The 20,939-nt window shown below is 41.6% G+C and carries 21 protein-coding genes; 17 read left to right on the plus strand and 4 right to left on the minus strand.

Annotated features, from left to right (window positions below):
• Positions 1–36 precede the first annotated feature (36 nt).
• On the plus strand, positions 37–966 hold the full coding sequence (locus tag CIK00_RS14625; protein ID WP_101769564.1) for a bifunctional GNAT family N-acetyltransferase/hotdog fold thioesterase: 930 nt from the start codon (positions 37–39) through the stop codon (positions 964–966).
• On the opposite strand, the gene CIK00_RS14630 is transcribed toward CIK00_RS14625, so the two are convergent.
• The 4 genes from CIK00_RS14630 to hslR form a co-directional block, all read right to left on the minus strand.
• A complete protein-coding gene (locus tag CIK00_RS14630) occupies positions 912–2,891 on the minus strand; it encodes an AsmA family protein (RefSeq protein WP_101769565.1) in 1,980 nt (659 codons plus the stop codon). The two genes, CIK00_RS14625 and CIK00_RS14630, sit on opposite strands and share 55 nt — an antisense overlap.
• A 176-nt stretch (positions 2,892–3,067) precedes the next feature.
• The gene (gene pckA / locus CIK00_RS14635) at positions 3,068–4,699 is read right to left on the minus strand and encodes a phosphoenolpyruvate carboxykinase (ATP) (RefSeq protein WP_101769566.1); all 1,632 of its coding nucleotides are present in this window, start codon (positions 4,697–4,699) and stop codon (positions 3,068–3,070) included.
• Positions 4,700–5,032: 333 nt separating this feature from the next.
• Positions 5,033–5,911: an Hsp33 family molecular chaperone HslO gene (gene hslO / locus CIK00_RS14640; RefSeq protein WP_101769567.1), complete on the minus strand. Its 879-nt coding sequence runs from the start codon at positions 5,909–5,911 to the stop codon at positions 5,033–5,035.
• Between the two features lie 154 nt (positions 5,912–6,065).
• Positions 6,066–6,476, minus strand: coding sequence for a ribosome-associated heat shock protein Hsp15 (gene hslR / locus CIK00_RS14645; protein WP_101769568.1), 411 nt, complete (start codon positions 6,474–6,476; stop codon positions 6,066–6,068).
• Positions 6,477–6,760: 284 nt separating this feature from the next.
• On the opposite strand from hslR, the gene gspC reads away from it, so the two are divergent.
• The 16 genes from gspC to CIK00_RS14725 all read left to right on the plus strand — a co-directional run bounded on the left by gspC (position 6,761) and on the right by CIK00_RS14725 (position 20,881).
• A complete protein-coding gene (gene gspC / locus CIK00_RS14650) occupies positions 6,761–7,645 on the plus strand; it encodes a type II secretion system protein GspC (protein ID WP_101769569.1) in 885 nt (294 codons plus the stop codon).
• 50 nt (positions 7,646–7,695) lie between these two features.
• Complete coding sequence (gene gspD / locus CIK00_RS14655; protein ID WP_101769570.1) at positions 7,696–9,714, plus strand: type II secretion system secretin GspD; 2,019 nt, start codon at positions 7,696–7,698, stop codon at positions 9,712–9,714.
• Complete coding sequence (gspE, locus tag CIK00_RS14660; RefSeq protein WP_101769571.1) at positions 9,714–11,216, plus strand: type II secretion system ATPase GspE; 1,503 nt, start codon at positions 9,714–9,716, stop codon at positions 11,214–11,216. The genes gspD and gspE overlap by 1 nt, the downstream gene beginning before the upstream one ends.
• Positions 11,216–12,442: a type II secretion system inner membrane protein GspF gene (gspF, locus tag CIK00_RS14665; protein ID WP_101769572.1), complete on the plus strand. Its 1,227-nt coding sequence runs from the start codon at positions 11,216–11,218 to the stop codon at positions 12,440–12,442. Before gspE ends, gspF begins: the two co-directional genes overlap by 1 nt.
• 22 nt (positions 12,443–12,464) lie before the next feature.
• Entirely contained in the window at positions 12,465–12,905 is a 441-nt protein-coding gene (gene gspG, locus CIK00_RS14670; protein ID WP_101769573.1) for a type II secretion system major pseudopilin GspG, read from the plus strand.
• An 11-nt stretch (positions 12,906–12,916) separates the two neighbouring features.
• The gene (gene gspH / locus CIK00_RS14675) at positions 12,917–13,525 is read left to right on the plus strand and encodes a type II secretion system minor pseudopilin GspH (protein WP_101769592.1); all 609 of its coding nucleotides are present in this window, start codon (positions 12,917–12,919) and stop codon (positions 13,523–13,525) included.
• A complete protein-coding gene (gene gspI, locus CIK00_RS14680; RefSeq protein WP_045036825.1) occupies positions 13,525–13,884 on the plus strand; it encodes a type II secretion system minor pseudopilin GspI in 360 nt (119 codons plus the stop codon). The genes gspH and gspI overlap by 1 nt, the downstream gene beginning before the upstream one ends.
• Positions 13,871–14,518 (plus strand): type II secretion system minor pseudopilin GspJ, encoded by a 648-nt coding sequence (gene gspJ / locus CIK00_RS14685; RefSeq protein ID WP_101769574.1) that lies wholly within the window; start codon positions 13,871–13,873, stop codon positions 14,516–14,518. Before gspI ends, gspJ begins: the two co-directional genes overlap by 14 nt.
• A complete protein-coding gene (gene gspK / locus CIK00_RS14690; RefSeq protein ID WP_101769575.1) occupies positions 14,515–15,549 on the plus strand; it encodes a type II secretion system minor pseudopilin GspK in 1,035 nt (344 codons plus the stop codon). Before gspJ ends, gspK begins: the two co-directional genes overlap by 4 nt.
• Positions 15,518–16,834, plus strand: a complete 1,317-nt coding sequence (gspL, locus tag CIK00_RS14695) for a type II secretion system protein GspL (protein WP_232584104.1) — start codon at positions 15,518–15,520, stop codon at positions 16,832–16,834. The genes gspK and gspL overlap by 32 nt, the downstream gene beginning before the upstream one ends.
• Entirely contained in the window at positions 16,834–17,316 is a 483-nt protein-coding gene (locus CIK00_RS14700; protein WP_101769577.1) for a type II secretion system protein M, read from the plus strand. Before gspL ends, CIK00_RS14700 begins: the two co-directional genes overlap by 1 nt.
• A 2-nt stretch (positions 17,317–17,318) precedes the next feature.
• Complete coding sequence (locus CIK00_RS14705) at positions 17,319–18,077, plus strand: type II secretion system protein N (protein WP_101769578.1); 759 nt, start codon at positions 17,319–17,321, stop codon at positions 18,075–18,077.
• 143 nt (positions 18,078–18,220) lie between these two features.
• Entirely contained in the window at positions 18,221–18,778 is a 558-nt protein-coding gene (nudE, locus tag CIK00_RS14710) for an ADP compounds hydrolase NudE (protein WP_101769579.1), read from the plus strand.
• Positions 18,779–18,781: 3 nt separating this feature from the next.
• Positions 18,782–19,615: a 3'(2'),5'-bisphosphate nucleotidase CysQ gene (cysQ, locus tag CIK00_RS14715; protein ID WP_101769580.1), complete on the plus strand. Its 834-nt coding sequence runs from the start codon at positions 18,782–18,784 to the stop codon at positions 19,613–19,615.
• A 243-nt stretch (positions 19,616–19,858) separates the two neighbouring features.
• The gene (gene fabR, locus CIK00_RS14720; protein WP_101769581.1) at positions 19,859–20,491 is read left to right on the plus strand and encodes an HTH-type transcriptional repressor FabR; all 633 of its coding nucleotides are present in this window, start codon (positions 19,859–19,861) and stop codon (positions 20,489–20,491) included.
• A 27-nt stretch (positions 20,492–20,518) separates the two neighbouring features.
• A complete protein-coding gene (locus CIK00_RS14725; protein WP_101769582.1) occupies positions 20,519–20,881 on the plus strand; it encodes a YijD family membrane protein in 363 nt (120 codons plus the stop codon).
• Positions 20,882–20,939: the final 58 nt, after the last annotated feature.

Raw genomic sequence — 20,939 nt, forward strand, 5'->3', positions numbered from 1 at the left:
AATAGCTATAGACGATTAAGAGAAGAGAGGGAATGCATGTTTCGATTAGTCACTCCGCAGACAGAACAGCAGTTTGCACGTTATTATCATTTTCGGTGGCGAATGCTACGTCAACCATGGCAAATGCCGCTGGGATCAGAGCGAGATGCTTATGATGATGTCAGTGCCCATCGAATGTTAGTCGATAGCCATGATAACGTAGTGGCAATTGGGCGTTTGTATGTGACCCCTGATAATGAAGGTCAAGTGCGTTATATGGCGGTTGATGCTGCGGTGCAGCATCATGGTTTAGGTGGCATGATTTTAATGGCACTTGAGTCATTAGCTCGTTATGACGGTGCGAAACGTTTAGTTTGTAATGCCCGTGAAGCGGCGATTCCATTTTATATTAAAAATGATTTTGAGAGCCGAGGTGAGCTAAGCGATGAGCATGGTCCAATGCGGCATCAACAAATGGTTAAACAATTACCGCCGTTAACTGATGTTGCTCGTCAGCCGCAATGGTGTCAGGAATTACAAACGTTATGGCAAAGCCAAATTCCGATCAGTGATAAAATGGGGATCAAGATTAATCAATACACAGGCTATCGATTTGAAGTCAGTGCGTTGTTTAATGCTAACCTTAATCCGAATGAATTTATGTTTGCTGGTAGTATTTTTACCATGGCAACTTTGGCGGGTTGGGGCTTTATTTGGCTGTTACTTAAAGAACGCGGCTTACAAGGTAATATTATTTTAGTTGATAGCCACATTCGTTATTCTGCCCCTGTTACTGAACGCCCAATAGCCGTCACCACTCTTGAAAATTTACGGGGCGATTTTGATCGTATTACTCAACAGCGAAAAGGGATGATCACTGTTGATGTTAATGTTCAATGCGGTAAAACGGTTTCATCAACGTTTACGGGGACCTATTTAGTGTTACCCGTACATGATGAGTCAACCGTTGTTACTGAGACGCCTTGAGACCATTGACGGGTTAGATTTTGACAGTCAGTTGTGAGCGTAAGTTTACATTGTTGTTGGTTAGAATCAGCGAGATTCCATTGACCGTCTATGTTTAGACCAAAATTATTGCCAGTGATGGTCGATGGTGGTAATTGAATAATGCCATCTTGTGCTGTTAGTGTCAGCGGGGAGGTCGTTAGTGGTAATGATGCTGTTGTCTCTAATGTGGCGGGTAGGGGTGTTGCTGAAAAATGCGGTTGTTGCCATTGCATTAATAATTGCTGGGGAGTGATGTTTGTTAAGGCTAATTGGCGGAATGCAATATTAGCACTGCCTGTTAAGTGAGTATTAAAATCTGCCCAATTGCTGGCATGACCGTTGAGTTTTATTTGGGTGTCCATTGCTCCCGTAAGGGGAAGTGGCAATGCTAACCAGCGGTATAGTATTTGTGTTGGTATAGTGTCACCCATGATGGTTAATTGCCATGGTCGTTGTGGATTCTCAAGTGAAATCCGCGCGCGTGCTTTTAACATACCATCCTTAAATGGCAGGACTAACTTATCCAGTTGCCATTGGCCAGCATTACTGTGCATGGTCGCGATGGCTTGGTTCATCACAATTTGATTGATACTGCCAAAACCCAAATTGGCTTCAATATTACCTTGCCATAATCCCCATTGATTATTTTGTTTAAGTACAGCATCTTGCGCATCAATATCAATCCCTGTCAGTTGAAACGGTACTGCTGAGGTTGATGCTGTGATTTGGCTGTTATTAATATTGAGTTTTTTGACTACCACATCGGCGTATTGCTGTTGCCATTGTTGCCACGTTTGTTGCCAATGTTTATTTAAAAATAATTTAATACCGCTGGCTTTTAAATCATTGATAAATAATTGTTGTGGATCCATCCAACCATCAACGCGAACAATTCCATCCATAATATGTGCAGACATACCATGATTAATAATTTGTTGAGGTATAAATTGTAGTTCTGCTTGAGGTTGTTCTAGATTGATTTGATGCCATTTTGCGTGGCTGGCACTGAAAGATAAGTGACTGTTTTGTTGCTGCCAATAGTTTTGCGGCCACTGCCAATTCTCTAATGATAAATTAATACCATCAGCACTCCATTGTGGTAATTCAATACTGCTATTAACCACATCTAAGCGTTTTAATATAATGGATTTTAAAGGGGCGATACGTTGTGTAAATTGCTGCCGCCAGATATTGAATAGCTGTTGATCTTGTAATTGAAATTGACTGACGGTGAGTTGATCGATAGTTAAATTGTTATTATTAAGCTGTGCTTGGGCGGTGATTGTTGCGTGGTGCCAGTTGGCAGAAATACCACTAAATTGCCATTGTTGAGCTTGCTTATCAGCATTGATCAGCAGTTGTTGTAATTGTAGTTGATGCCATTTAATGCTGGTGGCACTCATTTGTAAGCTACCATTAAAACTTTGCCACCATGGTGTATTGTCTGTTGGTGTTTGCCAATTATCCATTTGGATTATGCCGTGTTTAATCACAAGTTGTGACGTATGAATATTGGTATTATTGAGTACTAATCGCTTAATAGTTAAGGATGGTAATTGGCTAAATAATGGCATCTTAGTGGGCGTAATATTATTAATTTGAACGCCGTCAAAGATGAGTTTTCGGGTGGTTAAGCTTGGCTTTGATAACCATAATTGAATGCTGTCAGCGCGAACGATTACTTGTTGGTGTTGTGTGATTTCAGCATGTTCGAATTTGATTTGATAAGGTGTTCGAATATCGTAATCAATTTTTTTCGCAAACACTTGGTAAGGCGATACTTGGGCGAGAATAAAATTAATTACAGGCTCATTATAACGTGTATGTAATAACCCTATCAGCGTTGCCAGGCTAATCACGACGATTAAGGCAAGAATGAGCAGTGACTTGCTAAAGAATCGCATAATATTTCCTCGTAAGCTGAAAGCGTAATATCAATATAATGGCTTATTGAGGGTGAGATAAAAACATATTTTTAGCAAGGTTTTTGGTTAGTGCGTTAATTGGGGAATCTTGATATAAAATAAAAACAGCCCCTAATTAAAGAGGCTGTTAACGGATAATTCAATGAGGCGTTAAATTAACCGAGTTGTGGACCTGCAGTGACTAACTGTTGGCCTTCTTGAGTATCAGTGTACTTATCAAAGTTAGTAATAAAGCGATGAGCCAAATCTTCAGCCTTGCTTTGCCACTGTAGTGGATCAGTGTAAGTGTCACGTGGATCAAGAATTGTTGGATCAACACCAGCTAATGATGTTGGAACCGTTAGATTAAAGATTGGAATTTGTTTGGTATTTGCTTTATCAATTGAGCCATCAAGGATTGCATCAATGATTGCACGTGTATCTTGAATTGAAATACGCTTACCTGTGCCGTTCCAACCTGTGTTTACCAAGTAAGCTTCAGCGCCTGCGGCTTCCATACGCTTAACTAACACTTCTGCATATTGAGTTGGGTGTAAGGTTAAGAATGCATTACCAAAACAGGCTGAGAACGTTGGTGTCGGTTCAGTAATACCACGCTCAGTACCGGCTAACTTAGCCGTAAAGCCAGAAAGGAAATGGTACTTTGTTTGCTCTGGGGTTAATTTTGAAACTGGCGGTAATACGCCAAAAGCATCTGCTGATAAGAAGATCACTTTATTGGCATGGCCGCCTTTTGATACTGGCTTAACAATGTTTTCGATATGATAAATAGGGTAAGAAACACGGGTGTTTTCAGTTTTTGAATTATCATCAAAATCAATGGCACCATTATTGCGTACTGTCACGTTTTCTAATAGTGCATCACGACGAATAGCATTGTAGATATCAGGTTCAGCTTCTTTTGATAGGTTGATGGTTTTTGCATAGCAACCACCTTCAAAGTTAAACACGCCATTGTCATCCCAACCGTGCTCATCATCACCAATTAATGCGCGCTTAGGATCTGTTGATAAAGTTGTTTTACCTGTACCAGAAAGGCCAAAGAATACTGCAACATCTCCGTCTTTACTCATATTGGCTGAACAGTGCATTGATGCAATGCCTTGCAGTGGTAAGAAGTAGTTCATCATTGCGAACATACCTTTCTTCATTTCACCGCCGTACCATGTACCACCAATGAGTTGCATTTTTTCGCTAAGATTGAAAACAGTGAAGTTTTCAGAATTCATGCCGTGCTCTTGCCACTTAGGGTTAGTGCACTTTGAACCATTCATGATCACAAAATCAGGTTCAAAATTTTCAAGCTCTGCTTCTGTTGGGCGAATGAACATGTTTTTCACAAAATGCGCTTGCCATGCAACTTCAGTGATGACACGAATACAAAGACGTGTATCAGGGTTAGCACCACAATAACCATCAACAATAAAAAGACGTTTGTTTGATAGCTGGTTAGTGACTAATTCTTTAAGCTCTAACCATGCTGTTTGTGTTAGGGCTTTATTGTCATTCTTACCTTGATCTGACCACCACAACGTATCTTTGGTAGTGTTGTCACGCACAATAAATTTATCTTGTGGTGAACGACCCGTAAAAATACCGGTATCAACAGATACGGCACCTAGCTCAGTAACTATACCGCGCTCGTAACCCTCAAGTTCTGGTTTAGTTTCTTCATTAAAAAGAACTTCGTAAGATGGGTTACGAATAACATCTGTAACATTGGTAATACCGTATAGGGATAAATCCATGTTGTTTGCAACCTTATTATCGACACGTGTAGTGATCATTGGTGCTCCTAGGGTAAGATGTTGTATAACTACCAATCATGCTAACAACCCTAAATTGCTAAATCAGGGACGGTCATCAAAAAACCAACCATCAGTATGTTAATTTTAGGTAAAAATATCGAAATCGCGAGTGGTTTTATTTTGCGTAAATGTTAATTTTTATTTGTTGTGATAGTGGTCGATATTTACTCGGCAAGGTTGCAAAAAACACACAATTAAAGTTGAAATATAAACGCATATACGTTGTGGCGATGGTGAATGATATAAAACGTGAAAATTAAGCAAAAAAAAACCGACATTAATTTGCCGGTTTTAAAAAGAGTGGAATAGATGTTAGTGAATTTGATCGCTATCAGCAGGATTCGCATTATTGTCACGTAGCGCTGCAACGTCAATACTATCAAAATCGTAACTAGTACCACAGTAATCACAATGCAGTGATACTTTGCCATCTTCAGCAATCATATTATCAATTTCTTGAGGTTGAACACTCATGATGGCAGCTGCACTACGCTCACGAGAACAACCACATTCAAAACTAACAGGTTGTGCTTCAAATAACTGTACTTGTTCTTGGTGGTAAAGACGATACAGCACATCTTGTGCTTCTAGCGTAAATAGCTCTTCATCTTTAACGGTTTCAGTTAGCGCTTCTAAATGCTCAAAATCGCCTTCCGTACCTGTACCATCAGGCATGATTTGTAATAACATTCCCGCAGCTTTTACTTGGCCGTCAATTTCACCAGTACGTAACCAGATGCGGGTTTTTAATTGCTCTGAATTTTTAAAATAACTTTCAAGACATTCAGCCAATGTATCGCCATCAAGACCAACAACACCTTGGTAGCGCTCACCTTTGATTGGCGTAATGGTGATCACCATGTGACCTTTGCCCATTAAGTCATGAATGCTACCGGCTTCGATATCACCGTTCCAACGTGCAACGCCACGTAATTGTTGGTTATGATCGCCATTGATAACCGCTAAGCTTACCGGACCATCACCTTGGACTTGAACAGTAATAGAACCTTCAAATTTTAAGGTTGCAGTTAATAGGCTGGTTGCTACTAATAATTCACCTAGTAATGTTACTACTGGTGCTGGGTAGTTTTTATCCGCAATAATTTGTTGGTAAGTTTGACCTACCTGTACTAATTCACCGCGAACTGCTGCGCCGTCAAAAAGGTAACGGTTTAAACTATCGTTTGTCATGAGTATGTATTCTCCAGCTATAGAGCCAACCCAGTAAAGGGATAAAATGGACTGTAATTACTTTATGGTCAACGCCGCAACCAAGGCGGGTTAAACCGTTGCAATAAAGCACTCACTGTTGAAATTATAATTTACTAGGTTAGCACTGAGTTATTTATTCAGATGCGTTAATATTTTTGAATCGCATAATGTCGCGGCGTTGCTTTTTATCCGGTCGTTTTTCTGGACTTGGATTGTCATAAGCATTGAGTTTGCGCATTTTTGCTGTCTGTTCGCGGGCTGTAATACTTTCAGCCGTTTCTCGATAGAGCAGTTGTGCTTCTGGTGCGCCACGGCGGCAGTCAGAAACTTGTTCAATGATGATTATTTTCTCATCGTTACTCTGCCGTAATTTAACCGTTGCGCCAAGCTCAATAATTTTACTTGGTTTTGACCGTTGACCATTGTACTGCACTTTACCGCCGTCAATCATCGCGCGAGCAATTGAACGTGTTTTGTAAAAGCGGGCAGCCCATAACCATTTATCAAGACGAACCTGTTTAATATTCGAGGTGTTTTGACCCATCACGGTGCCTTTATTTGCTGAAACGATAAATTATCACATTTTACGAATAACATCAGTAATGTGACTATTTATTATAAATGGTGATATTAGCCGAGGATTTCAATCACAGTGTCATAATTTATTACAAAAAATCATTAAATTCTTAGATACTATGGTGTTTTGTGTGGATTATTAAATAGTATTTCAGTGATGAACAGGCGATCATAGTCAGTTTAATTTCTATGTACGATTGCAGTGCACTTATTTGTTTAATGGTTCTTGGTATTTTAACAATGGATTTCACTATGCTTGCTTCAAAGTGGTTTGCTATTGCAGCAACCAAATGTCCGTTATCATTACAATCAGTTACACGTATTTTGACTTGTTTTTTTGTGGTGATATTAGCTTGGGTTGTGGGACGTTTAGTGTGGTCTATTGTTGAACCCACCCCTGCTGTTGCTCGCTGGCAACCTCTTGCAGTAACCGTGAATACCTCTCAGCAACAATTACCCGTTAATGAATTATTAAGCCTGAATTTATTTGGTCGTTATCAGGAAAATTCTGCCCCTATTTTGACTAAGCCCGTTAAACAAGACGCACCGCAAACTCAATTACGATTAACGTTAGTGGGTGTGGTGGCTAATTCAACGCCATCAAAAGCATTAGCTGTGGTGACTAATAACGGTAAACAAAATACTTACGGTATTAACGAAGTTATTGATAATACCCGCGCCACCTTAATCGCGGTGTATAACGATCGGGTTATTATTCGTAATAATGGTCGTGATGAAACCTTAATGCTTGAAGGCTTAAAATTTACTAAACCATCAGTAACGGCGGCTGAATCTCAACGTAATACTGTTCAAACTAATAGTAATACGGCTGAACTTGCCAAAATTAAACAAGAAATTTTATCAGAGCCACAAACCTTATTTAGCTATATCCGTTTATCTCAGGTAAAAAAAGATGGCCAAATTGAAGGCTATCGTGTCAATCCGGGTAAAAATAGAATTTTATTTGATCAGGTTGGTCTTAAAGCCAATGATCTTGCAGTGAGTATTAATGGTAATAGCCTTACCAATCCTGCAATTATGGCCAAACTTTGGGGTGAGTTGTCTTCAGCCACTGATTTTACACTGACGGTTGAGCGTAACGGTCAGTTACATGATATCCACATTGAGCTGCAATAACACCTTAGTGCTTAGCTTGAAATGAATATGCAATAAAGCAGGAGTTTTTTGTGAAAAAATGGATGGGTAAAAGTGCCCTATTGTTAGCCAGTAGCTTGTTCTGTAGTCAAGCAATGGCTGATGAATTAAGTGCCAACTTTAAAGGGACTGATATTCAAGAGTTCATTAATATTGTCGGTCGCACGCTACATAAAACGATCATTATCGATCCTGCTGTGCGCGGGCAAGTGAATGTGCGTAGTTATGATTTATTGAACGAAGAGCAATATTACCGTTTCTTCCTGAATGTGCTTGATGTCTATGGTTATGCTGTTGTGACGATGGAAGATGGCATCATGAAAGTTATTCGTGACAAAGATGCCAAAACAGCGGCGATTCCTGTAGTTGATGCTAATGACAAAAACATTCCTGGTGATGCGGTTGTTACTCGCGTCATTGCTGTTAAAAATGTTTCAGTGCGTGAGTTATCACCCTTATTACGCCAGCTTAATGATAACGCAGGTGCAGGTAATGTTGTTCATTATGATCCCGCCAATATCATTATGATCACCGGCCGTGCTGCGGTAGTAAACCGATTAGCAGAAATCATTGAACGTGTTGACCGCGCAGGAAATAAAGATGTGACCGTGGTGTCGCTTAATAATGCGTCGGCATCAGAAATGGTACGTATTATTGATTCATTGAATAAAAGTGCTGAAGCATCATCAACCCCAGGCTTTCTTATTCCTAAAGCGGTTGCCGATGAACGCACTAACGCTGTATTAATTTCTGGCGATCCTAAAGTCCGTGAGCGCTTAAAAAACCTGATTCATCGTTTGGATAAAGAGATGGCTGTTAGTGGTAATAGCCGTGTATTTTATCTTAAATATGCCAAAGCAGAAGATTTAGTCGATGTCCTAAAAGGGGTCTCTGAAAATGTTCAAGCCTCGACCAAAGGCAATTCAGGTCAAGGTCAGAGCGCAACTAAAGACGATGTCATGATCTCCGCGCATGCACCAACAAACTCATTAATTATCTCAGCACCTGCTGATGTAATGAAACGCTTAGAATCGATTATTGCTCAGCTCGATATTCGTCGTGCGCAAGTTCACATTGAAGCGATGATTGTTGAAGTTCAAGAAGGCGAAGGGGTCGACTTTGGTGTTCAGTGGGGCTCTGAAGATGGCGGTGTGGTTCAGTTTGGTAACAGTAGTGCACCGATTGGTGGATTATTATCTGCACAAGAAGCAGGTAAAGATACCACCACAACGGAAACGCGTTACGATTCTGACGGCAAACCTTATACGTATCAAACGACTGAAAGTGGTGATTTAGCACCAATGGCTACCTTCCTTGGTGGTGTTAAAGGCGCAGCGGCTGCAATTGCGTTAGGGGATTGGACGGCATTGGTGACGGCGGTGCAATCGAACCGTAATGTTAACGTGCTTTCAACTCCGAACATTACCGTGCTTGATAATCAAGAAGCTAACTTGTCTGTTGGTCAAGAAGTCCCTGTTACTACTGGCTCGCAAACGGGTTCAAATAACGATAACCCGTTTACTACCGTTGAACGTAAAGATGTCGGTATTCAACTAAAAGTCACGCCACAAATTAACGAAGGTGACTCAGTACAAATGAAAATCGAGCAAGTCGTCTCGCAAGTTGCTGATGCTAATGGCGCGGTTGATATTCGGTTTGATAAGCGAGAGCTAACGACGTCAGTGATAGTTAAAGACGGTAACATGATTGCACTTGGTGGTTTGATGCAAGAGAAAACGCTTGAGTCTGAGCAAAAAGTGCCGATCTTAGGTGATATTCCAGTATTGGGAGCGCTATTCCGTTCGACCAATAACCAAACTGAAAAAACGAACTTGATGATCTTCATTCGTCCAACGATTTTACGTGATGGAATGAGTGCCGATGGTATGACGCAGCGTAAATATAACTATATTCGTGCTCAACAGTTGTACCAAGCAGATAAAGGCATGCGTTTAATGGATGTTGAAATGCCTGTTATTCCAAAATATGGTGATGATATGGCGCTACCAGCAGAAGTACGTGCATTTGTATCGCAGTTGGAGAAACACTAATGGCAGATGCGTCTTTGGCGTTAGAAACCGCAGTCTTATTCCGATTGCCGTTTTCTTTTGCTAAGCGCCATCATGTGGTGATTGAAGCCAATCAACAAGGATGGCAGTTATATTATTGCGGTCAATTATCAGCAATCGTGTTAGCAGAAGTACGGCGGGTTGTTGGTGAGGGCTTTTACCCAGTTGCGCTATCAGAGTCGCAATTTGAGCAAAAGCTGACTGATGCTTATCAACGTGATTCGTCAGAAGCGCGCCAGTTAATGGAAGACTTAGGTTCTGACAGCGATGACTTTTTCTCGTTAGCGGAAGATCTGCCTGAAACGGAAGATTTGCTTGAGTCGGAAGATGATGCGCCAATCATTAAATTGATCAATGCGATGCTTGCAGAAGCGATCAAAGAAGGGGCGTCTGATATTCATATCGAAACCTTTGAGAAAATATTATCGATTCGTTTTCGTGTCGACGGTATGTTGCGTGAAGTATTACAACCCAGCCGTAAGTTAGCGCCGTTGTTAGTGTCGCGTATTAAAGTAATGGCGAAGTTGGATATTGCTGAAAAACGGATCCCACAAGATGGCCGTATTTCATTACGTATCGGTGGCCGTGCGGTAGATGTGCGGGTTTCAACTATGCCATCATCACATGGCGAACGGGTGGTTCTGCGTTTATTAGATAAAAATGCCACTCGCCTCGATTTACACAGTTTAGGTATGACAGCGACTAACCATCAGTTATTCCGCAAGATCATTGATCGTCCTCATGGGATTATTCTGGTAACGGGCCCTACGGGTTCAGGTAAATCAACCACGTTGTATGCTGGCTTACAAGAGCTAAATAGTGTTGAACGTAATATTTTAACCGTTGAAGATCCGATTGAATTTGATATCGATGGTATCGGCCAAACTCAAGTAAACAGTAAAGTTGATATGACCTTTGCACGTGGTTTGCGAGCCATTCTACGTCAAGATCCTGATGTGGTAATGATTGGTGAGATCCGTGATTTAGAAACCGCAGCGATTGCAGTTCAAGCGTCATTAACAGGTCATATGGTGTTATCAACCCTCCATACTAATACCGCTGTTGGTGCGATCACCCGTTTGCGAGATATGGGAATCGAACCTTTCTTGGTGTCATCATCATTGCTGGGTGTGTTGGCGCAACGTTTAGTACGTACCTTATGTGCTGAATGTCGCCAACCTTATGATGCAGATACCGAACAGAAGAAACTGTTTAAGTTAACTGCAACAGATAGCCTGACTCTGTATCGCCCTTGCGGGTGTGATAAATGTAATTTTAAAGGCTATCGTGGTCGTACGGGTATTCACGAGCTTTTACAGGTAGATGAACGTATACAAGAGTTGATTCATGCGGAAGCGGGTGAACTAGCCCTTGAAAAATATGTCCGTCAAACAACACCAAGTATTCGTGATGACGGCTTAGATAAAGTGCGCCAAGGGATCACCACCCTTGAAGAAGTGATGCGCGTGACGAAGGAAAGCTAATGGCGGCATTTGAATATAAAGCGTTAGATGCCAAAGGCCGCCACAAAAAAGGTGTGCTAGAAGGTGACACTTCGCGTCAGGTTCGACAGCAGTTGCGCGAAAAAGGGTTAGTGCCGATAGAGGTTAACCAAACCTCAGGCCAAGGTAAAAAAACCGCGGCAGCACCGAGTAAATTCACATTTCGACGGGGTATTAGTACCAATGAGTTAGCGCTTATTACCCGTCAGTTAGCCACTTTGGTGCAAGCTTCGATGCCTCTAGAAGAGTGCATCAAGGCGGTAGCGGAACAAAATGAAAAGCCGCGTTTGAAAAATATTTTACTCGCGGTGCGCTCACGAGTGCTTGAAGGCTATACCTTGGCTGACAGTATGGCGGAATACCCACATGTGTTTGATCAATTGTTTCGCGCCATGGTCGCTGCGGGTGAGAAATCAGGGCATTTAGATACGATTTTAAATCGCTTGGCTGATTACAGTGAAAACCGCCAGCAGATGCGCAGTAAGTTACAGCAAGCGATGATTTATCCGTTAATGCTAACGTTGGTTGCGGTATCGGTGGTGGCATTCTTGTTGGCGACGGTTGTACCAAAAATTGTCGATCAATTTGTGCAAATGAAACAAGGTTTGCCAGCAATTACTGAAGTGTTATTGGCTGCCAGTAATTTTGTTCAACATTGGGGATTGCTGGTAGTGATTGTTATTGTGGCATTCATTGCTTTCATTAAAAGCGCCCTTAAAAAGCCCGTCTTTCGAATGAAATGGGATCGAACTATTTTACGATTACCTGTAATAGGTAAAGTCGCAAGAGGGTTAAACACCTCGCGTTTTGCACGGACATTGTCTATTTGTACTTCCAGTGCAATACCACTGTTAGATGGTATGAAAGTCGCGTCTGATGTCATGACTAATACTTACGTTAATAAGAAGATCCTTGAAGCCGCAGATAGAGTGCGTGAAGGCTCAAGTTTACGTATTTCTTTAGAAAAAACAGCGCTGTTTCCACCGATGATGCTACACATGATCGCCAGTGGTGAACGCAGCGGTGAGCTTGAACAAATGCTCACCCGTGCAGCGGATAACCAAGATCGCGATTTTGAGTCTTTAGTCAATATGGCGTTAGGGGTGTTTGAACCGTTATTGATTGTAGCTATGGCGGGAGTGGTAATGTTTATCGTGATCGCAACCTTAATGCCGATTATTGAATTAAATAATATGGTCGGAATGTAGATTTTCTTTTGGAGGGTAAATAATGCAACAAAAACAACGTGGTTTTACGCTGTTAGAAGTAATGGTCGTTATTGTAATTCTAGGGGTGTTGGCAAGTTTAGTGGTGCCAAACCTATTAGGTAATAAAGAAAAAGCGGATCAACAAAAAGCCGTAACCGATATTAGTTCGTTAGAGCAATCATTGGAAATGTACAAGCTTGATAACAGTGTGTTCCCAACCACTGATCAAGGGTTAGAAGCATTAGTAACCAAACCTTCATCTTCACCAGAACCGCGTAATTACCGTGATGGTGGCTATATTAAACGTTTACCACAAGACCCATGGGGTTACGATTATCAATATGTAGCACCGGGTGAGCATGGTGCGGTTGATATCTTCAGTCTTGGCGCTGATGGTCAAGAAGGCGGTGACGGTATTAATACTGATATCGGCAACTGGAATATGTTGAACTACAACAAATAAAGTTAAAAATGATGATGAAACGTAATGCAGGTTTTACTCTAATTGAAATTATGTTGGTGTTGGTGTTATTAGCCACCAGTGCTGTTGCTGTGGTGTCGACGTTACCCAATAATAAACGTGATGAGGTCAAAGAACAGGCGCTACGCTTTCATCATTTAGCCCAACTTTTGGGTGAAGATGCAATGTTAAATGGGGTTGATTACGGTATTCGTATTGAACCCCACCAATACCATTTTTTAAAGCTGACTCAAAATGGTTGGCAACCGTTAGAAGGCGTTAAATTTTTTACCAATGTCAAACTTGAGACGGGTATTACGACGACGGTGACTATTGGTGGAGCATGGAAAGATAAAGACCGACTTTTTAAATCTGATTCAATGTTTAAAAATGACGACATATTTAAAAAGTCTGATCAGGAACAGAAACAATTACCGCCACAAATTGTGGTGATGGCGAGTGGTGAATACACCCCATTTACAGTTAGTTTTGAAGTTGATAAACAACATCAGTTTTGGCAAGTTGTTGCGGATGAAGTGGGGAATTTAGTGTTATTAACCCCAGGGCAAACATTGGATCAATATCTCTCCGAACAAGCGTTATCAACGCAGGAACGATCGTAATGAAACGCTCACAAGGGTTCACATTATTAGAAGTGTTAGTGGCGTTGGCTATTTTTGCTGTCGCGGCATTAAGTGTGGTGCGGGCAGTCAGTCAAAACTTAAATAGCTTAGGTTATTTAGAACAGAAAACTCTCGCGTCGATGGTGGCAGATAATGAATTAGCGCAGCTGCATTTAAGTGGTGAGTACCCAAGTTCAGTAAAACGGGGTAAATCAAGCTTAGCTGATCAAGAGTGGTATTGGACGGTCACCAGCACCAAAACCCAACAAAAACTATTACGCCAAATTGAAATATCGGTGGCTACCGATTCGCAGCGTAAACATTCAGTTATTACGGTAAAGACCTATGTCAGCAATTAATCATCGTCACCAACAAGGTTTTACGTTATTGGAAGTTCTGGTGGCGATTGCAGTATTTGCGATGTTGAGTTTATCTGCCAATCAAGTGTTAACCAATGTATTACGCAGTGATGCACAATCTAAAGATCACAATCAACGCTTACAAGCCATTCAACGCACCATGATCATGATGGATAATGATTTTCGGCAGATTGTAGCGCGTAAATTTAGATCTGATGCTGAAAAACCAACGGATAATATTCTACAGGCGAGTGAGTATTTATTAGATTCAAGCAGTGAAGGGATCACTTTTGTTCGTGGTGGTTGGCAAAATCCGCAATCAATGTTTCCTCGTGGTGATGTTACGCGTGTTGGTTATCGTATTATCGACGATAACTTAGAGCGGGTATGGTTTCGTTACCCTGATGCTGTGACGGGGGCTAAGCCGTTGGTGCGCGTGTTATTAACGGGCGTCACCGATTTAAAGTTTGAATTTTATTATGATAAGCAATGGCACAAGAAATGGGATAAAGCCAAGAGCTTGCCTGCGGGTATCAAAGTGATCATGACCTTAAAAAAATTGGGTAAGATTGAACGTATTTATTTATTACCCACTTCTTCGTTGACGAGTAATAAGCAGGAGCAAGAAGGATGATAAAGCAACGTGGGGTCGCACTGATCGTGGTGTTATTGCTTGTTGCCTTGATGAGTTTATTAGCCGTACAAATGACGGAGCGGTTGCAACTCAATTTTCATCGCGTTCAAAACCAAGTTGAGCATCAACAAAGTTATTGGTACAGCTTAGGAATAGAAGCATTAGCATCACAAGCATTAAAACAAAGCCTTAAAGACAGCAAAACCGTAAACTTAACCCAAGCCTGGGCTGTGGGTGAGCAAAGTTACCCTTTAGACAGTAATGCGGTAATTAGTGGTAATTTAACGGATAAACAAACTTGTTTTAATTTGAATGCTTTTAAAAATATTAAAGCTGGCGCAGGTAGTAGTAAGCAGCCTTTTTTAGTGACCTATTTACAAAACATTCTCACAGAATCAGGTGTTGATGACTATGAAGCGGAAGTGATCGCTGATTCAAGTTGGGAGTTTGTGGATGATAACACTACCGTGGAGTCAGCGTACGGTGCGGAAGATAGTACCTATGAAAGCTTTCAGCCCCCTTATGTAACGGCCAATGATTGGTTGGCGGATGGCAGTGAATTTAGAGCCATTAATGGGGTGTCCGATAAAATTTATCAGCAGGTTAAAGGTTTAATTTGTGCGTTACCGACCGATGACATGTTGATTAATGTTAATACCATTACTGAAAAAAATGCGGTGTTGTTATCAGCCTTATTTGCGCCATCGTTATCATTACAAGATGCGCAAAAAATCATTATTGAGCGTGATAAGAAGCATACCGTGTGGGACAGTGTGGCTGATTTTATGAAGTTAGTACCACAACCGCCAACGCAAGATGCTGATTCAGGAAAAGATAAGACGACAAATACAATGGAAAAATATTTAACTGTTACCAGTCATTATTTTTCGTTAGATGCTGAAATAAAAGTAGACCGTGCCCGAGTGCGAGCCGTGGCATTATTTAATCGTGATGATAAGAACAAGGTGACGGTCGTTCGTCGCCAGTATGGAGGAATCCGTGAGCGAATTTCTGACGATAAGGCTAAGTAGCCGGCCGGGAATGCCGGTGCAATGGCTAGTCTGGTCGCCACTACAAAATGAAGTGATAGCCTCGGGTCAATTGGCTGATATTAACCAGCTAAGTGAATTAACTGAATATGCTGTCACTCGTCCTGTTTATGGTTTAGTACCAACCAGTGAGATGCTGCTAACGCAAGTAGCGATCCCTATCGGCAGTAGCCGTCAATTAGCGGCGGTATTACCGTATCTGCTTGAAGAAGAGCTGGCTCAAGATGTCGATAGTTTGCATGTGCAATTACTTAAACGTGAGAATGATATTGCGACAGTTGCAATTATTGAACACCAAAAAGTAGTGGCATGGTTAGCTGCATTTAGCGAATGTGGCATTGAGCTTAAAAAACTGATTCCAGATTGTTTATGTTTGCCACTGTTTAGTGAGGGCTATAGTGCCGCTGAAATTGATGGGCAGTGGCTTATACGACAATCAGAAGCAATGGGTGTATGTGCCGATTCAAGTTGGTTAGGATCATGGATCACGGCTCAAAAAGCCCCAATAGTGATTGAAACACCAGCAGACACCGCCGCCGACAGTGATGACACTGCATCAGCGGTTGAAGCTGAGCGGTTAGCTGAAGAGGTGGAATCGATTGTTGCGGCGACGGAGAGTTTGGCGCAAGTCACAATTCATCACTATACGCCAGCACCAGTAAATACGCCGGGCCATTGGCAACCTCAAACGCCGGAATTAGTGATGCAGTTGTTAGCTATTGGCGCTGCTGACTCTAAAGCAACTTTACTGTCAGGGCCTTATAAGCCACAAGCGGCATGGCGTAAGCATTTACAACCATGGCGCAAAGTAGCAATCACCGCAGCGGTAGTATTAATTGCGCTTGTCGGTGAGCAAGTACTAACTACGCAGCGTTTAGAACAACAAGCTAATGTATACCGAGCTGAAAGTGATCGTATTTTTCGTCAAGTTCTGCCTCAATTTAAACGTATTCCTTCGCAGAGTTATTTGAAAAATCAAATGAATGCAGCGTTGAAAAGTTTAGGTGGTCATGGTGAACAAAATGGCATGCTAATGTGGTTAAGCGAATTAAAGCCAGCATTAACTAAAGTGCCAACGATTAAGATTGTAAACCTTAAATATGATCAAACTCGAGGCGAATTACGTTTGCAAGCAACAGCGGCAGGTTTTCAAGATTTCGAGCAATTACGCAGTGCATTAGCAACTCAGTTTGTAGTTGATCAGGGCCAGTTAACCAAAGAAGATAATTTAGTCAGTGGTGCTGTGGTGTTGAGGAGAAAAGCCTAATGGCAGAGATTAAGGCATGGTGGAAAGCTCTCAGCCAACGGGAACAGTATTTGCTACTTGGCGCGAGCAGTGCATTGGTGATTGCCATTCTTTACTGGGGAGTGTGGCAACCGTTGAATCAACGTGCAATAGATGCTCAAAATAAAATTAATCAACAGCGACAGCTATTAACCTGGGTTGAACATAAAGCCAATCAAATTACGGCACTTAAACGTGCTGGTGGAACGGTAAATGTTAGTGATGAAGGACTTAATCAAGTCATTAATGAAACCACGACCCGATTTAAAATTGATTTGATTCGAATGCAGCCACGTAATGATGCGCTACAAGTGTGGGTGCAACCATTACCGTTTGATACGCTCGTTAATTGGTTAGTGTATTTGCAGCAGAGTTTTGGCATTAACACGCAGTTTATTGATCTCTCAAAAACCGATAAAAACGGTATGGTTGAAGTAAACCGTTTGCAGTTAGGGCGAGGATAAGCGTGAAATTTAAATTAGCAGTTGGTGCCAGTTTTGGTGCGGTATTTATAGCAAGTTTAGTCACTCATATTCCAGCGAGTTGGTTGTGGCAGTATGCGCCTAAAATACAAGGTCTCGCTTTAGAAGGGATCTCAGGTACACCATGGCAAGGCTCGGCGACCAATGTGCGTTGGCAAAATCAACCTTTTGGTCAGCTGCAATGGGATATGCAACTTGGGCGATTGTTGAAAGGTGAATTGGCGTTTAATGTCCGCTTTGGCAAAGGCAGTGAATGGCAACTAAAAGGGCAAGGTTTAGTGGGTTACAGCTTGTCTGGTCCATTTGCTGAAAAACTGTTGTTATCGATGCCTGCGGCGCAAGCCGTATCACAAGCACAGCTTCCTGTTCCGGTCTCTATTGATGGTAATTTAGAACTGACGGTTAGGAATTATCATTATGCTGCCCCTTATTGTAAAACGCTGAATGCGACATTAGCTTGGGTACAAGGTGCAGCAGAAACGCCAATGGGGACGATTAAACTGGGGCCTGTTTTTGCTGATCTTAGCTGTGAAAAAGGTGCGATTGTCGCTAAAGTCAAGCAAACCTCAACGGATGTCAGTAGTGACTGGCATGCTAATTTAGCCACTAACCGCCACTATAAACTTAATGGCGGGTTTAAGCCTGGGGCAACGTTCCCTGATAAATTAGCCGCGCAATTAAAATGGTTAGGTGATCCTAATACCAAGGGACAGTATAAGGTTAATTATTCGGGACAATTGTAACGCTCGTTATCATTTCAATTATGAATTTATTCACAATAGGCAGTCGATTACGGCTGCCTATTTATTTCTGATGATTATTTGCTTTTAATTCGAGTAAGCTTTTCTTATTCTGGTAATGCTTTTCATTAAACAGGGCCTTATAAATGGCGTTCAGCAAAGATAAACCCCAAATCTTAGCAACCGAGGTTGTAGCACAATCACGACTTTTTAAAATTGAATCATTGGATTTACGTTTTTCTAATGGTGTAGAGCGTACTTATGAACGTATGCAGCCAAGCGGACGTCATGCGGTATTAATCGTACCTGTCACGGCTGATGGTGATTTATTATTAATTCGTGAGTATTCTGCTGGCACTGAGCGTTATGAGTTAGGTTTTCCTAAAGGATTAATTGATGCTGGTGAAAGTCCATTAGCAGCAGCAAACCGTGAATTAAAAGAAGAAATCGGTTTTGGTGCGCAGCGATTACATCCCTTAAAAGAAGTGATTTTAGCGCCCTCGTATTTTTCTAGCCGAATGACATTGTTTGTGGGGCAAGATTTATATCCCGAGCGTTTAGAAGGTGATGAGCCCGAGCCATTAGATATTGTGCGGTGGCCGCTAGCCCAAGCAGAAGAGTTACTTAATCATCTAGATTTCGCCGAAGCGCGTAGTATCAGTGCGTTATTTTTAGCGCTGAAGTATTTAGCTTGCGAGGAATAACCAATGACATTAAATCATCTTATTAATGATGTTATCGATATTGCCCAAGAATCAGGTCGGTTGATCTTAGATATTTATCAACAAGGGCAGTTTGAGCAGCAAATTAAATCAGATAACACGCCAGTTACCAGCGCTGATTTAGCGGCTAATAAATTAGTGATTGAGCGGTTGTCACAATTAACCCCTGATATTCCAGTATTGTCAGAGGAAGACACCGTAATATCATTAGCCGAACGTAGTCAGTGGCCACGTTATTGGTTAATCGATCCTTTAGATGGTACTCAAGAGTTTATTGCGGGTAGTGGTGATTTTGCGACAGTGATTGCGTTAATTGATAATAATAAGCCCGTTATGGGAGTGGTGTATGCACCTGTATCTGGCGTGACGTATTATGCGGCACAAGGTCAAGGGGCATATAAAATAACCGCAGCAGGTGAAACCAGTACGATCTCAACGACTAAACATCAGTTGCCATTACGTGGGTTAACCATCGCCATTAGCCGTCGGCAGGATATTGATACCACCAAGGCACGGTTTGATAACCAATATCACTATGATCTCGTTGCATTAGGTTCTGCTTCTCTAAAAGCATGTTTGGTCGCAGAAGGGGGCGCTGATTGCTATCTACGATTAGGGCCAACAGGTGAGTGGGATACTGCCGCTACCCAATGTATTGTTGAAGAAGCGGGTGGCCGTATTTTTAATACCCATATAACGCCATTATCTTATAACCAGCGTCAGACTTTAGAGAATCCAAACTTTATTGTGCTGGGTGATGAACAACTACCGTGGACATCGATTTTAACGGCAGATGATCGCTTAATGGTTGCGGAATAAAGAGCTAAAATAAGCAATAAAGTCAGTAACGGAGCCTAATGGGCTTCGTTTTTAATTGTGTGTTATTGGTTGTTAAATCAGCGCCACGTTTTGTGATGTAAAATGTACAATGATATCAATCTGGCTTTGCGTCGGTCGCGCTCTACCTTTACTATATGGATGTATAGCGTCGTTGCAATGACGCAGATGTTACTGTGTAAGCAGAGCATCATTGTAATAAAATCACAGAGAAGCAGATAATTGATGGGAATTAGGGCTCAGCAAAAAGAAAAAACTCGGCGTTCGTTGATTGATGCCGCTTTTAGCCAATTAAGTGCCGAGCGAAGTTTTTCTAATTTAAGTTTACGTGAAGTTGCGCGTGAAGCGGGTATTGCTCCAACATCATTCTACCGTCATTTTAAAGACATGGATGAATTGGGGTTAACCATGGTTGATGAGGGCGGTTTAATTCTTCGTCAATTAATGCGTCAAGCTCGACAGCGTATTGCTACTGAAGGCAGTGTTATCCGTATTTCAGTAGAGACTTTTATGGAATTTATTGAAAGTAGTCCTAACGTATTCCGCTTGCTGCTTCGTGAGCGTTCTGGTACATCAACAGCTTTTCGTGCTGCAGTTGTGCGAGAAATACAACATTTTGTGGCTGAACTGGCTGAGTATCTTGAAGCTAAAACGGGGGTAACCCATGAAGAAGCTTATACGCAAGCTGAAGCGTCAGTGACATTGGTCTTTAGTTCCGGTGCTGAGGCGTTGGATCTTGATTGTCATGCTCGTATTGAGCATGCTGAAAGATTGATTATGCAACTTAGAATGATTGCAAAAGGTGCTTATTGGTACCGCAAAGAGCGTGAGCGTCGAGAGCTCAGGCAGAAACTATAATCTTATATTGATTTTGGTGAATTATATATGGAAAAGCAAAAACTTAAAGCAGAGCGTAAAACATTAGTTTTATCTATAATCGCAGGTGTATGTGGTTACGGTACTCTGGCAGTATTGTTTTCAAGTTATGTAACATTCTCTATTTTTCCTGTCTTGGCATTTGCCATGGCAGTGTATTGTTTATATCAAGAATATATGCGTAAACCTATGGCGGAAGGTATTACTGCCGTTGCGAGTGCATGTTTCTTCGTTGGTATATTTGGTTATGCGGCATTACTTCGCGCAGAATACCCTGATATGGGCTCAAATTTCATTCCGCTAATAATTACATTGGTATTACTATTTTGGGTGTCATACAAAATGGGTGTCATGGATAAAAAAGCAGCGTAAGTTATATTCGCTGTGATTTGAAAAAGGCGCTGATAGCGCCTTTTTTATTTTTACCTTT

Source organism: Photobacterium carnosum (assembly GCF_002849605.1).
GTDB classification, from domain to species: domain Bacteria; phylum Pseudomonadota; class Gammaproteobacteria; order Enterobacterales; family Vibrionaceae; genus Photobacterium; species Photobacterium carnosum.

Excerpts from the sequence above, each read along its gene's own strand:
- CIK00_RS14625 (WP_101769564.1), top strand. The coding sequence starts at position 37 with ATGTTTCGATTAGTCACTCCGCAGACAGAACAGCAGTTTGCACGTTAT.
- CIK00_RS14630 (WP_101769565.1), bottom strand. The coding sequence starts at position 2,891 with ATGCGATTCTTTAGCAAGTCACTGCTCATTCTTGCCTTAATCGTCGTG.
- pckA (WP_101769566.1), bottom strand. The coding sequence starts at position 4,699 with ATGATCACTACACGTGTCGATAATAAGGTTGCAAACAACATGGATTTA.
- hslO (WP_101769567.1), bottom strand. The coding sequence starts at position 5,911 with ATGACAAACGATAGTTTAAACCGTTACCTTTTTGACGGCGCAGCAGTT.
- hslR (WP_101769568.1), bottom strand. The coding sequence starts at position 6,476 with ATGGGTCAAAACACCTCGAATATTAAACAGGTTCGTCTTGATAAATGG.
- gspC (WP_101769569.1), top strand. The coding sequence starts at position 6,761 with ATGCTTGCTTCAAAGTGGTTTGCTATTGCAGCAACCAAATGTCCGTTA.
- gspE (WP_101769571.1), top strand. The coding sequence starts at position 9,714 with ATGGCAGATGCGTCTTTGGCGTTAGAAACCGCAGTCTTATTCCGATTG.
- gspF (WP_101769572.1), top strand. The coding sequence starts at position 11,216 with ATGGCGGCATTTGAATATAAAGCGTTAGATGCCAAAGGCCGCCACAAA.
- gspG (WP_101769573.1), top strand. The coding sequence starts at position 12,465 with ATGCAACAAAAACAACGTGGTTTTACGCTGTTAGAAGTAATGGTCGTT.
- gspH (WP_101769592.1), top strand. The coding sequence starts at position 12,917 with ATGATGAAACGTAATGCAGGTTTTACTCTAATTGAAATTATGTTGGTG.
- gspI (WP_045036825.1), top strand. The coding sequence starts at position 13,525 with ATGAAACGCTCACAAGGGTTCACATTATTAGAAGTGTTAGTGGCGTTG.
- gspJ (WP_101769574.1), top strand. The coding sequence starts at position 13,871 with ATGTCAGCAATTAATCATCGTCACCAACAAGGTTTTACGTTATTGGAA.
- gspK (WP_101769575.1), top strand. The coding sequence starts at position 14,515 with ATGATAAAGCAACGTGGGGTCGCACTGATCGTGGTGTTATTGCTTGTT.
- CIK00_RS14700 (WP_101769577.1), top strand. The coding sequence starts at position 16,834 with ATGGCAGAGATTAAGGCATGGTGGAAAGCTCTCAGCCAACGGGAACAG.
- nudE (WP_101769579.1), top strand. The coding sequence starts at position 18,221 with ATGGCGTTCAGCAAAGATAAACCCCAAATCTTAGCAACCGAGGTTGTA.
- cysQ (WP_101769580.1), top strand. The coding sequence starts at position 18,782 with ATGACATTAAATCATCTTATTAATGATGTTATCGATATTGCCCAAGAA.
- fabR (WP_101769581.1), top strand. The coding sequence starts at position 19,859 with ATGGGAATTAGGGCTCAGCAAAAAGAAAAAACTCGGCGTTCGTTGATT.
- CIK00_RS14725 (WP_101769582.1), top strand. The coding sequence starts at position 20,519 with ATGGAAAAGCAAAAACTTAAAGCAGAGCGTAAAACATTAGTTTTATCT.